This is a genomic window from Pseudomonas sp. B21-017 (assembly GCF_024749245.1).
GTDB lineage: Bacteria > Pseudomonadota > Gammaproteobacteria > Pseudomonadales > Pseudomonadaceae > Aquipseudomonas.
The window spans coordinates 5,585,352-5,598,067 of the sequence record NZ_CP087194.1 but is presented as its reverse complement, the minus strand read 5'-3'; the positions used below and the strand labels follow the sequence as shown (position 1 = coordinate 5,598,067).

The 12,716-nt window shown below is 59.0% G+C and carries 12 protein-coding genes, 1 tRNA gene and 1 pseudogene; 7 read left to right on the top strand and 7 right to left on the bottom strand.

What is annotated here, in order from left to right; genetic code table 11:
- Window positions 1–59: 59 nt before the first annotated feature.
- The 3 genes and pseudogenes from LOY28_RS25415 (at window position 60) to LOY28_RS30195 (ending at window position 1,912) form a co-directional block, all read left to right on the top strand.
- Window positions 60–136, top strand: a tRNA-Pro gene (locus LOY28_RS25415).
- Between the two features lie 150 nt (window positions 137–286).
- Window positions 287–1,057, top strand: a pseudogene (locus tag LOY28_RS30200) (MCP four helix bundle domain-containing protein); the annotation flags it as partial.
- Window positions 1,049–1,912: a methyl-accepting chemotaxis protein gene (locus LOY28_RS30195; RefSeq protein ID WP_408981052.1), complete on the top strand. Its 864-nt coding sequence runs from the start codon at window positions 1,049–1,051 to the stop codon at window positions 1,910–1,912. The pseudogene LOY28_RS30200 and the gene LOY28_RS30195, both read left to right, overlap by 9 nt.
- A 62-nt stretch (window positions 1,913–1,974) precedes the next feature.
- Here LOY28_RS30195 and LOY28_RS25405 read toward each other — a convergent pair whose 3' ends face one another.
- From LOY28_RS25405 to LOY28_RS25380, 6 genes are all read right to left on the bottom strand, one after another.
- Window positions 1,975–2,376, bottom strand: coding sequence for an EF-hand domain-containing protein (locus LOY28_RS25405; protein WP_086945899.1), 402 nt, complete (start codon window positions 2,374–2,376; stop codon window positions 1,975–1,977).
- Between the two features lie 334 nt (window positions 2,377–2,710).
- A complete protein-coding gene (locus tag LOY28_RS25400; RefSeq protein WP_086945898.1) occupies window positions 2,711–4,009 on the bottom strand; it encodes an NAD(P)/FAD-dependent oxidoreductase in 1,299 nt (432 codons plus the stop codon).
- A 60-nt stretch (window positions 4,010–4,069) separates the two neighbouring features.
- Entirely contained in the window at window positions 4,070–4,243 is a 174-nt protein-coding gene (locus LOY28_RS25395) for a DUF3094 domain-containing protein (protein WP_007938396.1), read from the bottom strand.
- Window positions 4,244–4,404: 161 nt separating this feature from the next.
- Window positions 4,405–5,031: a DUF1780 domain-containing protein gene (locus LOY28_RS25390; protein WP_007938395.1), complete on the bottom strand. Its 627-nt coding sequence runs from the start codon at window positions 5,029–5,031 to the stop codon at window positions 4,405–4,407.
- 110 nt (window positions 5,032–5,141) lie between these two features.
- Window positions 5,142–5,591 carry a potassium channel family protein gene (locus tag LOY28_RS25385; protein WP_018930176.1) on the bottom strand — a complete coding sequence of 150 codons (450 nt, stop codon included), beginning with the start codon at window positions 5,589–5,591 and terminating at the stop codon, window positions 5,142–5,144.
- A 22-nt stretch (window positions 5,592–5,613) separates the two neighbouring features.
- Complete coding sequence (locus tag LOY28_RS25380; RefSeq protein WP_064620406.1) at window positions 5,614–6,717, bottom strand: AI-2E family transporter; 1,104 nt, start codon at window positions 6,715–6,717, stop codon at window positions 5,614–5,616.
- Between the two features lie 248 nt (window positions 6,718–6,965).
- On the opposite strand from LOY28_RS25380, the gene LOY28_RS25375 reads away from it, so the two are divergent.
- From LOY28_RS25375 to LOY28_RS25365, 3 genes are read left to right on the top strand one after another with little or no spacing between them, the layout of a single operon-like run.
- Entirely contained in the window at window positions 6,966–8,333 is a 1,368-nt protein-coding gene (locus LOY28_RS25375) for an aromatic acid/H+ symport family MFS transporter (protein WP_258612694.1), read from the top strand.
- Window positions 8,330–9,550 carry a benzoate/H(+) symporter BenE family transporter gene (locus tag LOY28_RS25370; protein WP_258612693.1) on the top strand — a complete coding sequence of 407 codons (1,221 nt, stop codon included), beginning with the start codon at window positions 8,330–8,332 and terminating at the stop codon, window positions 9,548–9,550. Before LOY28_RS25375 ends, LOY28_RS25370 begins: the two co-directional genes overlap by 4 nt.
- A 17-nt stretch (window positions 9,551–9,567) precedes the next feature.
- On the top strand, window positions 9,568–10,836 hold the full coding sequence (locus tag LOY28_RS25365; RefSeq protein WP_258612692.1) for an OprD family porin: 1,269 nt from the start codon (window positions 9,568–9,570) through the stop codon (window positions 10,834–10,836).
- A gap of 9 nt (window positions 10,837–10,845) precedes the next feature.
- Here the strand turns inward: LOY28_RS25365 and LOY28_RS25360 are convergent, their stop codons facing one another.
- Window positions 10,846–11,088, bottom strand: coding sequence for a DUF2790 domain-containing protein (locus tag LOY28_RS25360; RefSeq protein ID WP_018930181.1), 243 nt, complete (start codon window positions 11,086–11,088; stop codon window positions 10,846–10,848).
- A gap of 877 nt (window positions 11,089–11,965) precedes the next feature.
- Here LOY28_RS25360 and LOY28_RS25355 point away from each other — a divergent pair.
- Window positions 11,966–12,655, top strand: coding sequence for an energy-coupling factor ABC transporter permease (locus LOY28_RS25355; RefSeq protein WP_028940362.1), 690 nt, complete (start codon window positions 11,966–11,968; stop codon window positions 12,653–12,655).
- Window positions 12,656–12,716: the final 61 nt, after the last annotated feature.

Sequence of the window (12,716 nt, the reverse complement as noted above, 5' to 3'; positions counted from 1 at the left end):
GATCAGACGCCAAAAGCTCTGTTCGCAGAAGGCGCCTTTCAAAGGTGCCTTTTTTTTACCGGGGTATAGCGCAGTCCGGTAGCGCGCCTGCTTTGGGAGCAGGATGTCAGGAGTTCGAATCCCCTTACCCCGACCATATTAAAAATCCTCGTATCGAAAGATACGGGGATTTTTTTTGTCTGCGAAAAAGCAGATCGCTTCAAGTCATCGTACAACTTGCCGATAACGAGCTAACGGGGCACGGACAGGGCCTCGACTCCAGCCAATAAAAACAAAGGCGCTCGTTATGTTTCTTCGTCAGCTGAATATTGCCCCTCGCGCCGCGCTGGGTTTTGCCTTGATCGCGGTACTGGTGGCATTGCTCGGGGTATTTGCACTGGGGCAGATGTCGAGCATTCGCGACAGCGAGGTGGCGGTGGAGGCCCAATGGTTGCCGAGCATTCGCGGCGGTGACGAGATCCGCGAGCTCATGCTGCGCATCCGTACCATTTCCCTGCGCATGGCCTTGGATCAAGATCCGAAGAACATCGCCACTTACCGCAGCCAAATGGACACGCGCGACAAGGAATTGAGCGAGAAAATTGCCGCTTATGACAAATTGGTCACCTCCCCTGAGGGCCAGGAGTTGTATGACCAGTTCAAAAAAACCTTCGCCGCCTACGGCAGCGGCATCGCCCAATCCTTCACCCTCGCTGAGCAAGGGAGGCGTGACGAGCTGACCAAACTACTTCTGGTCGACATGAAGACTGTTGTCGACGGTTCGGGCAAACAGCTCAACGATCTGGCGGAACTGTTCACCCGGCTAGTGGCCGCCGAGAGCCGGAAATCCCAAGAGCACTATGCCACCTCCCGGATGATCGTCAGCCTGTTTATTGCCCTCGCGGCGCTGGCCACGGTCGGCCTTGCGATGCTGTTGACCCGTAGCATCGTCAAACCCTTGGCAGAGGCGTTGAACGCTGCGGAAAACGTGGCACGAGGCGATCTGACCCGCCCCATCGAGACCCATGGCAACGACGAAGTGAGCCGCTTGCTCAAGGCGCTGGCGACCATGCAACACAACCTGCGTGACACCTTGCAGGGCATCAGCGGTTCGGCGGCGCAATTGGCGACGGCAGCCGATGAATTGAACGCGGTCACCCTCGACAGCACCCAGAATCTGCAACAGCAGAACAACGAGATTGAACAAGCGGCGACAGCCGTCACCGAAATGACCACCGCGGTGGAGGAGGTCGCACGCAACGCGGTTTCTACCTCTGACGCCACGCGCCAATCCAGTGAGTCGGCACACGTCGGCCATCAGCGAGTGAGCGAAACCGTGAGTGCCATCAGCGCCCTTGCCAGCGACGTGCAGACGACGGGCGGCTTGGTGCAGTCGCTGGCCAGCCAGTCTCAGGACATCGGCAAGGTGCTGGATGTGATTCGTGCCATTGCCGAACAGACCAATTTGCTCGCCCTCAACGCGGCCATCGAAGCGGCGCGTGCGGGCGAAAGTGGTCGAGGTTTCGCGGTGGTTGCCGACGAAGTGCGTGCCTTGGCGTACCGCACGCAACAGTCGACTCAGGAAATCGAACAAATGGTTCAGGGCATGCGTACTGGCTCAACCCGGGCGCTGGACTCCATGCAAGCCAGCTCCTCGCGGGCAGCCAGCACCCTGGCGTTGGCGGAGCATGCGGGCGAAGCGCTGCAGACCATCACCGCTTCGGTTCACCAGATCCACGAACGCAACCTGGTGATCGCCAGCGCCGCCGAGGAGCAGGCGCAAGTGGCGCGTGAAGTTGATCGCAACCTGGTGAACATTCGCGATTTGTCGGTACGCTCCGCTGCTGGCGCCGATCAGACTAGCGCCTCCAGCCATGAGCTGTCGCAGTTGGCCAATTCGTTACGGACTATGGTGCAGCGGTTTCAGTTGTAAATCCGCCGGACGAAAAAAAGCCCCGCTCCTCGATGGAGAAGCAGGGCCTGGTCTTCATTGGCTTAGCTGTTGTCTTTCAGGTGCTCGAACAAGCCTTTTGGCATTTTTTTGCCATTGGCTTCGTAGCTGGCTTTCACATTGTCGAAAGCCTCTTGTTCCGAGATTTGACCATCGTGGTTAGTGTCGATCTTGTCGAAGTCGCCCTTGGGCGCCACTTTCAGGAACTCCGCACGGGACACCTGACCATCGCCATCGGTGTCGGTCTTGGCCATCGAGGCATCGCCGCACTTGCCTTCGCCACATTTGCCTTCTGGGGTTTTTACCGAAGTTTCGGCGGAGGCGACCATGTAGCCCTGGGTCAGTGGCTGCGCGGCGAATACGGAACCGGACAACATCAGGCCGCCGGCCAGGACGGCTCCGAGCAGGCCAACGGTGTTTTTGCTGAGAGTAGTGGTACGGGACATTACTAATCTCCTGGGTTGCACGACACAACCGTTCGATAGAGGACGCCACGCAAGTGCGGCGATGACCGAAGCAGGCGGTGCCTTGCTCGGGTGTGGCCATTTAGCGGGCGCGGTGTATCGCTACTGTGTCGTGCAAGGAGGGAGTTTGTAAGCGAAGGGGTGAAATCGTGGGGCAGATACAGTGAGACACATAGGTGTCAGGAAGTTGGACCGGGACGCATGATTCGCGGGCAAGCCTCTCTCCTACGGGGGAGTCGATCGCATCTTTCGATTTGACTCCGAACTGTAGGAGCGAGGCTTGCCCGTGAAGAGGCCCTAAGTGACGCCGAAGCTCTTAATGCAACTTGAGCCGCGGCTCGGTCCCACGCCCAATCTTGCTACCCAGCATCAACATCGCCGTACGGAACGCGCCATACAGCGCCATCTGGTGCATGCGGTACAGCGACACGTAAAACATCCGCGCCAGCCAGCCCTCGAGCATCACGCTGCCGGTCAGGTTGCCCATCAAGTTACCCACAGCCGAAAAACGCGACAGCGAAATCAGCGAGCCATAGTCGGTGTATTTGTATTCCGGCAGGGCCTTGCCTTCGATCCGTAGTTTCAGCGATTTGGCCAGTAACGAAGCCTGTTGGTGGGCCGCCTGGGCGCGCGGCGGCACATTGCGGTCGCTGCCCGGTTGCGGGCAGGCCGCGCAGTCACCGAAGGCGAAGATGTTCTCGTCGCGGCTGGTTTGCAGGGTCGGCAGCACTTGCAGCTGGTTGATGCGGTTGGTTTCCAGGCCATCGATGTCCTTGAGGAAACCCGGCGCACGAATCCCGGCGGCCCAGACTTTGAGGCTGGCGTTGATTACCTGGCCGTCGGCGGTAATCAGGCTGTCGGCGGTCACTTCGCTGACCGCGGCATTGGTCATGACGTTGACCCCGAGTTTCTCCAGGGTTTTATGCACAGGCCCGCCGATCCGCTCCGGCAGCGCCGGGAGAACCCGTGGCCCGGCTTCGATCAGGGTGATGTGCATGTTTTCCGGCTTGATCCGGTCCAGGCCATAAGCCGCCAGTTCATGGGCGGCGTTGTGCAGTTCCGCTGCCAGTTCGACCCCGGTGGCACCGGCGCCGACGATGGCCACGCTGATCTGTTGCACGGTGTCGGTCTGTCCGGCGTGCGCGCGCAGGTAGTGATTGAGCAATTGCTGATGGAAGCGCTCGGCCTGTTTGCGGGTGTCGAGGAACAGGCAGTGTTGCGCCGCGCCTTGAGTGCCGAAGTCGTTGGTGGTACTGCCGACCGCGATCACCAGCGAGTCGTAAGGCACTTCGCGCGCGGGTACCAGTTCAAGGCCAGCGTCGTCGTAGGTGGCGGCCAGCTGGATTTTCTTCTGTGTGCGATCGAGCCCGCTCATGCGCCCCAGCTGGAACTCGAAATGGTTCCATTTTGCCTGGGCAACATAGTTGAGTTCGTCTTCGGAAGAGTTGAGCGATCCAGCGGCCACTTCGTGCAACAGCGGTTTCCAGATGTGGGTCAGGTTCGCGTCGACCAGCATCACACTGGCCGTGCCGCGCTTGCCCAGAGTCTTACCCAGACGGGTAGCCAACTCCAGACCGCCGGCGCCGCCGCCAACGATGACAATACGATGAGTCATGGGGATATCTCGCAAGGCTAAAAGAAATCGGTACCGTTACCCGAGCGAGCGCAAGGCAGCTCATAGCGTCAGGTAACTGATCAAGCGGCTCAACAGGCCCAGGCCAATGGTCACTGCCAACACCACCACCAGGAGCATCCACGGCCGGAAAGGCCGGCGCTCGACTTGGTGCTGGGACAGGTGCAGGTACTCTTCGACATGCTTCTGGTCGTCGGGGTTCAGGCGGCTGGTCATAAAGGCCTCGTCGGGTAGACGTTGCTGAATGTGCAGACGTTACAGCAGATTGTCTGCAAGCGTTGAACGGTGCATGTGGTTCGGGTGAACGATTGCGCTTTGTAACATTCGGCCAGTGATTGCGCCATCCTGTGCAGGGTTGCCGCTATATGTGGCGGGACTCACAAGCTGATCCCGACATCGAAGACGATGCTGCGCCCCAGGTTGCTGCGCAGGAAATCCGGGGCATCCGGGTGGGCGAAGAGTACGCGGGCGAAGGTCGGGCCGACCAGCGACAACGAGCGCCAGCCCTGGCGCAGGTATTCGGTGGGCGGCGGGAAGTGGCTGTTGAGGTCCAGCACTTCGCGCTTGAGGCTGGCGAAGGCGATGATGTCCAGATCCCCCAGGTCCATGCCGCGCTCTTTGTAGTTGTGGGCTTTTTTGCGCAAGGTTGGCGCCAGTCTCAGCAGAAATTCATTAGCCGGGATGCGCCGGGGCTTGGCCTCGCGGCGCACCAGCTGGCTCAGGGAGAACGCGCTGCGCCGACGTTGCAGCTCATCACGCCATTCATCATTGAGGCGCCGGCCCTCGTCGAGCACGAAGAACACCTCGAAATTCGCGTCGCGAAACAGCACGTCCGGCGGCTCTCCGGCGGGGGCAAACTCGTCGGCGCGATAGGGAATGTTCAGACCTTGCAGCAGGCGCTGGCAAACCCAACGCTCACGCTCCCATTTGCGGGCATTGGAAAGGAACGTGTTGGCTTGCTCGGCCGCAATGGTCAGCAGGCGTAAATAATCTGAGTCATCCATAGGCCCAAGCTTAGCGTTCAAATGTGATCTGAATAATAAAGTCTGTCGCAAAAGAAAAAAGGCTGTCGCGATTTCTTCAGATAGAACCTTACCTGCTTTTTCTGACGTACCTATAGGTGTTCGCGCTGTTGTAGCCTTTCCATGCTGTGTTTGATGACATCCATCACCGCAGCGGTCATGACTGAGGTAGAGACACCAAACATCAGGATGCCGTTGGCTGCTTCCAGTGGGCCAAGCAGACGCCAGCGTGGGGACATGATGATATCGCCATAGCCCAGCGTGGCGAAGTTGACTGCCGAGTGATAGAGCGCAGTGGCGAATTCGTCGAATTCGTCGAGCAACATGAACAGGGTGGCCCAGATGGCGATCTGCACGAAATTGCCGAGCAACATCAGCACCATGACCATCGACAGCAACAGGATATTCAGCCATTGCGATTCACGATTTGGATGGGTATGCCTGAAATGCACGTAATGGCGCAAACAGATAGTTATGAAAACGGCTTGCATCAGCAGGCAGAACAGCATCACAGGGAGACCGGCGAGTAGATTCAACAGCATGGCGATATCCTCGGCAGACGTGTCAGGTCGGTCCCTGGCGGTCTGTCCCGGGTTCTTGCGCTTGATCATCCACCCATTGCCAGAACAGCCGATAACCGACCGCCAATATCACAGGGCCGATAAACAGGCCGAGGATACCGCTCGTGACCATGCCGCCCAAGGCACCGATCAGCACCACCGGCATTGGCACATCGACACCTCGACCTAGCAGCAACGGCTTGAGGACGTTATCGACCAGGCCCGCAACGAAGACATAGATGGCAAACACAATGGTCGCCGTACTGGCACCTTCGTTCGCGAAGACGTAGACGATGACCGGAAGGGTAATCAGGGTGGCCGGTAATTGCATGATGCCAATAAGCAGCACCGCCAAGGCGAGAAGACCTGCGCCGGGGATGCCCATGGACACAAAGCCGATGCCGATCAACAGCATCTGGATGAAGGCGATGCCGACCACGCCCAACGCCACTGCCCGGATGGTCGCGGTGCACAGCTCGGTGATTTTCGGTCCCTTGACCGGGCCGCAGAAGCGCGAAGCGATTTGCACTGCGCTGCGGTGGCCACTTTCACCATAGGCTAAAAAAATACCGGCAATAATCAGGGCAAAGATAAATAAAAGGAGCCCCATGCCGGCCCCCGCCAGCTTGCTCAGCAGGGAGAGGCTGACATCTTTGATTTGCGGTATGAACTTCTGTAGCAGGTCGGGCAGGTTGGTGACAGCTTGTGTCCATAAGCCATGAAGGGGTTTGCCCACAAGTGGCCAGCCGGCCACCGCGTCGGACGGAGGGGGGATATGGAAACTGTCACTTTTGACCATGCTTATCGCCCGTTCCACGGAGTCTGCAATCGAGGTTCCCAACAAATAGGCAGGCACCATAAGGATGCAGATGGCGATCAGCACAATCAGCGTCGCGCTGAGCCCATCCTTGTTTCCCAGCGCGCCTTTGAACCTGACTTGTGACGGGTAGAGGGTGATTGCCAGAATTATCGACCACAGCATCAGATCGAGGAATGGACTGAATATCTGGAAGCAGAAAACCACCAGAACGGCGATCAACCCGGCACGAATCAGTACATCGAGCAGACCTCGGGAAAAAGCCTTTTCGGAAATGGGCGTGGGAACCATCGATTTTTCCTCCTATAGGAGCAAAGGCATGAGCCGGGTAAATCCAGCATAGACGTGCTCCTCGCCACAGGTTTCTCTGATTCAAGACCCTCTTTCCCCGCCCAACGCCCGGTTCCGGGCGGTGCACAAAACGGATAGCGATCTGCGCAAAGCGGATATTGCCCCGTGCCTGGCGACTTTACCCTCGGCTGTACGGACGTTAGCCGCGTTACCGACTCTTAAAAAAACAACAACAAGAGATAGATGCCATGCGCAAGATTGACGTACATGAGGTTATCGACAAGGCACGATTCAACCGCTTTCACTGGATGGTGCTGTTCTGGTGCGCCCTGATCATCATTTTCGACGGTTACGATTTGGTGATCTACGGCGTGGTGTTGCCGATGCTGATGAAAGAGTGGGGGCTCAGTCCTCTGCAAGCCGGCGCACTGGGAAGTTATGCACTGTTTGGAATGATGTTCGGCGCGCTGTTTTTCGGCCCGCTGTCAGACAAGATCGGTCGTAAAAAAGCCATCACCCTGTGCGTGATGCTGTTCAGCGGTTTTACCGTGCTCAACGGTTTTGCCAGTAACCCCACCGAGTTTGGCCTCTGTCGGTTCATTGCCGGGCTGGGTATTGGCGGGGTGATGCCCAACGTCGTGGCGCTGATGAACGAATATGCGCCGAAGAAAATCCGCAGCACGCTGGTGGCGATCATGTTCAGTGGCTACTCCGTGGGCGGCATGCTCTCGGCGGGGCTCGGCATCGTGCTGATCCCAAGTTTCGGCTGGCAGTCGGTGTTTTACGTGGCAGTGCTGCCGTTGCTGCTGTTGCCGTTGATCATGTACTTCCTGCCTGAATCGGTGGGCTTCATGCTGCGTCAGGGGCGCAATGAAGAGGCGCGCAACATTCTCCAGCGAGTCGATCCGGCGTACATCGCGCAAACCGGCGATCAGCTGCACATGAGCGAAGTGAAGGGCAGCGGCACCCCGGTGTTGCAGTTGTTTCGTGAGGGGCGGGCGCTGCGCACGCTGATGCTGTGGCTGGCATTTTTCTGCTGCTTGCTGATGGTCTACGCCTTGAGTTCCTGGCTGCCGAAACTGATGGCCAACGCCGGTTACAGCCTGGGCTCGAGCCTGTCGTTCCTACTGGTGCTCAACTTCGGCGCCATTTTCGGCGCGGTCGGCGGCGGTGTGCTGGGTGACAAACACAACCTGCCGCGCGTGTTGGCGATGTTCTTCGCCGGTGCAGCCGTATCGATCACCTTGCTTGGCTTCAACAGTCCGATGCCGGTGTTGTACCTGCTGATCGCCATCGCTGGCGCCACCACCATCGGCTCGCAGATTCTGCTGTACGCCTGCGCCGCGCAGTTCTACTCCATGGCCATTCGCTCCACCGGTTTGGGCTGGGCGTCGGGCATCGGCCGCAACGGCGCCATCGTCGGCCCGCTGCTGGGCGGTGCCTTGCTGGGGATCAGCCTGCCGCTGCAACTGAACTTCATGGCGTTTGCCTTGCCCGGTGCAGTGGCCGCCATTGCCATGACCGTGTTCGCGATCAGCAGTCAGCGCAGTGTCAAACAAGCGCTGTCGGGCCTGCGCCATGGTTCGTGTGACGGGTCTGTCGGCGACGTTTCATGAAAGCGTTATTCCGGGATTTTTCCTTGTCGGCTGCCGTCGCCGGATTTATCGCGACGGTGATTTCCTACGCGGGCCCCTTGGTGATCATCTTTCAAGCCGCCGAAACCGCGCACCTCTCGCGAGAAGTGCTGTCGTCGTGGGTCTGGGCGATTTCCATCGGCAGCGCCGTGCTCGGTATCGGTTTGAGCCTGCGTTACCGGGTGCCGGTGATCATTGCGTGGTCGGCGCCGGGTTCGGCGTTGCTGGTGGCGTTGTTGCCTGGAATATCCATGCCCGAAGCGGTGGGCGCGTACCTGGTCAGCAGCCTGATTATCTTTCTGGTCGGGGTGTCGGGGGCATTTGACCGGATCATCGGCAAACTGCCCGCGGCGATTGCGGCGGCGATGCTGGCGGGGATTTTGTTCAGTTTCGGCACCGGGTTGTTCGTCTCGTTGCAAGGCAAGCCGCAGCTGGTGCTGGCGATGTTTGCCACGTACCTGATCTGCAAACGGGTGATGCCGCGTTATGCGGTGTTGATGGTGCTGCTGGTGGGCTGTTCCATCGCGTTTCTCGCCGGTGATTTGCACCGCGAAGCGCTGGTGATCGGTTTGGCCACGCCAGTGTGGGTCACGCCTGCGTTCAGTTTGAGCGCGACGCTGAATATCGCCTTGCCGCTGGTGATGGTGGCGCTGACCGGCCAGTTTGTCCCCGGCATGGCGGTGCTGCGCGCCAGCGGCTACGCAACGCCCGCCGGCCCGATCATCGCCAGCAGTGCGTTGGGCACTGCGCTGTTGGCGCCGTTCGGTTGTCACGGGCTGAATCTGGCGGCGATTACCGCCGCCATCTGTACCGGTCGCGAGGCCCATGAAAACCCGGACAAACGCTATGTGGCCGGGGTGGTGGGCGGTCTCTGTTATTTGGTGCTGGGGATCTTCGGCGCCACGCTGGTTTCGTTGTTTTCGGCGTTTCCCAAGGAGTTGATCGCGGCCCTGGCCGGGCTGGCGCTGTTCTCCGCGATCGCCGGGGCACTGGCTGGCGCAATGGCGGTGCCGAGTGATCATGAAGCCGCATTGGTGACCTTTCTCTCCACCGCCTCGGGTATGTCGCTGTTTGGGTTGTCTGCCGCTTTCTGGGGACTGATTTTCGGCATGGTCACCCACTGGTTGTTAAACGCCCGGCGTCCCATCGCTCGCAGCGCAAATGCTGCGACTGAAGCACTTCAACCTGTCGATCAATAAAAATAAGAGAAAAAACGATGAAACAGATTTTTCCAACAACCGGGTCAGTGTTGTCCATCGCTGTCGTCTCGAGTTTCTCCACCGGTGCGGTGGCCGCCGAGGGCGGCTTCATCGAAGACACCACCGCCACCTTGCAAGCGCGCAATTACTACTTCAGCCGGGACTTCTCCGACATCGTCGGGGCCAATAAACAGTCGAAGGCCGAAGAGTGGGCACAGGGCTTCATTCTCAACGTCAAATCCGGTTATACCCAGGGGCCTGTCGGTTTTGGTGTGGATGTCATTGGCCTGCTCGGCCTCAAACTCGACAGCAGCCCGGACCGGGTCAATACCGGTTTGCTGCCGGTGCGCAATGATGGACGCGCGGCGAATGAATACAGTCGTCTGGAGGGCGCGCTGAAGGCGCGTTACTCCAAGACCGAATTGAAGATGGGGGAGCTGCAACCCAACCTGCCGGTGCTGGCCTTCAGCGATATCCGTCTGTTGCCGCCCAGTTATCAGGGCGCAAGCATCAGCTCCAATGAGATCGATGGCCTGACCTTACAGGGCGGTCATTTGAGTTCGACCAGCCTGCGCAACGAGGCTGGAGATGAAAAGATGCAAGCCATGCTCGGTCATGTACCCCAGCGTCAGGTCAGCAGCGATGGTTTCAACTTTGCCGGCGCCGACTACGCGTTCAATGATAAACGCAGCTCGGTCAGCGCCTGGTTCGGGCAATTGGAGGATATCTACAACCAGCGCTTTCTCGGCTTCAAGCACAGCGAGCCGTTGGGGGACTGGACCCTGGGCGCCAACCTTGGCTATTACGATTCGCGTGAGGACGGCAAAAAATTACTGGGCAACATCGACAACCAGGCGTTCTTCTCTTTGCTGTCGGCCAAGCGCGGCGGTCACACGTTTTATGTCGGCTATCAGGGTATGTTCGGCGACAGCGCCTTCCCGCGAGTGTTTGCCAACATCACTCCGTTGGGCAACGAGGTGCCGACCTACGAGTTTGCCTACGCCGACGAGCGTTCCTGGCAGGCGCGTTACGACTACGACTTCGCCGCCCTCGGTGTGCCGGGGCTGACCAGCACCGTGCGTTACATCACCGGCAATAACGTCGACACCGGCAAGGGGTTTGAAGGTAAGGACCGCGAGCGCGATCTGGACATCGGCTATGTGTTGCAAAGCGGCAGCCTCAAAGGCCTCGGGATCCGCGTGCGCAACGCCATGGCGCGCTCCAACTACCGCAGTGATATCGACGAGAACCGCCTGATTCTCAGCTACACATGGAAGTTGTTATGACCGGAGCGATCACAGATCGGTGGTGCAGTTGCCCATGACTTCGTACGTCACGCGATGGGTCTGGCCCTGATGGTCGATATATTCCATGGTCGCTGGCACGACTCCGCAGGCGGTTGCGGTGTCTGTCACTGAAACGACCTTGGCGATGTCCAGTGGTTGTGCCGGGTTGTACGGGGTGGCAGCGGCTGGCTCGTTGGCGGCCAGGGCCGAGGTGGCGGCGAGGGTCAGGAACAGGCTGGTCAGGGTTTTCATTTTTCTGTGCTCTGTGTGGGTTCCAGTGTCTGAATTTTAGTCTTTGCCTGTGGGCGATAAAGGGGGCTGGGTCTGATTCAGTCTTGCGAGAAATGTAACAATCGCTGTTGATTGTGTGCATATCCGTTTCTGCGGTAGTGCCGGCTGGCGGTTTCGCTCTTACAGCGAGTCACTTTGAAAAGCCCAAAGTAACCAAAGGCTCTTGCCCCTTTCGTTCGGTGCCTCGCTTAGGCTCGGCATGCCCTCGCTCCGGTCCTGCTCCGTGGGCCCGCCGCCATCGGCCATCCATGGCCGGGGGCGGCTAACCCGGCATCCATGCCGGGTTGCCCACTGCGCAGAACCTCCACTCGGCCTCTCGAGGGGGCGTGCACCGCCAAAGCAAAAGCGAGGCGGCCTACCGGCCGGCCTGACTTCAAGTGAACGCATTCCCCTGTAGGAGCTGCCGAAGGCTGCGATCTTTTGATCTTGCCGTTGCTTTGGTTTTTGATCTTGATCTATCCGCCCCTTTCCCAGAGGCCGAACGCAGGTATTGCGCAGGGGGCACCGCGGCAGGGATGCCGCGGTAGCCGCCCCCGGCCATGGATGGCCGATGGCGGCGGGCCCCCGGAGCAATGCCGGAGTGAGGGTATGCCGAGCCTAAGCGAGGCACCGAATGGCGGGGCAAAGCGCTTTGGTTACTTTCGCGCTTTTCGAAAGTGACCCGCCGTAAGGGCGGAACCCTAGGTGGTCGTTACCGCAGAAATGGATATGTACCCAATCGTGGAGCACCCCCGGGGCCGGTACAAATGTGTATACCAACCCGAAGTCGAAGGGAGTAAAGGCCGGTGTAGACTGATGACCTGTTCTCTTCTGGTAAGACAAAGGAGTGTGCCCAGCCATGATCGGTGCCGAGTTACTGTCATCCCAAACCCTGACGGTGGGTTGGCTGATCTATATACCGGCGCTGATCTGGGCAATTGCACGAGCGCCATGGGTCGAACTGTTCAGCGACAGCCGCCGCCAGCATCTGCTGTTCGGTACGGTGTTCGCGTTGTTTATGCTGTGGCTGGTGCGACGGGACTTCGATACCGGCGTGTCCTATCACTTCATCGGCATGACCGCCGTGACCTTACTGCTGGATTGGCCGTTGGCGATTGTCGGCGGGTTGGTCGCGCAGGTGGGCTTGGTGTTGCTCGGGCGTCAGGACCTGGCCGCTGTCGGGGTCAATGGCGCTCTGCTGATCCTGCTGCCGGTGCTGGTCACCGAGTGCTGCGCCATCCTGGTGGAGCGCGCGCAGCCACGTAATCCCTTCGTGTACATCTTCTGTTCCGGTTTTTTTGCCGCTGCGCTGTCGGCCTTGTTGTGCCTGATCCTGACGCTCACGCTGCTGTGGTACGACGAGCGATTCGTCATGCCGTACTGGCTGGAAGACTTTGTCGGTTACCTTTGGCTGCTGATTTTTCCGGAAGCGTTCATCAACGGCATGGTGGTCAGCGCGTTGGTGGTGTTTTGCCCAGAATGGCTGGAGACGTTCAATCGCACGCGCTATCTATCGGCGCCCTGGAAAGATGACGATCCCAAATCTTGATCCACATCAAATCCAAAAAACGTTGACGAATCCATGCTTCGGAAAACCTTCAGGAGCATCG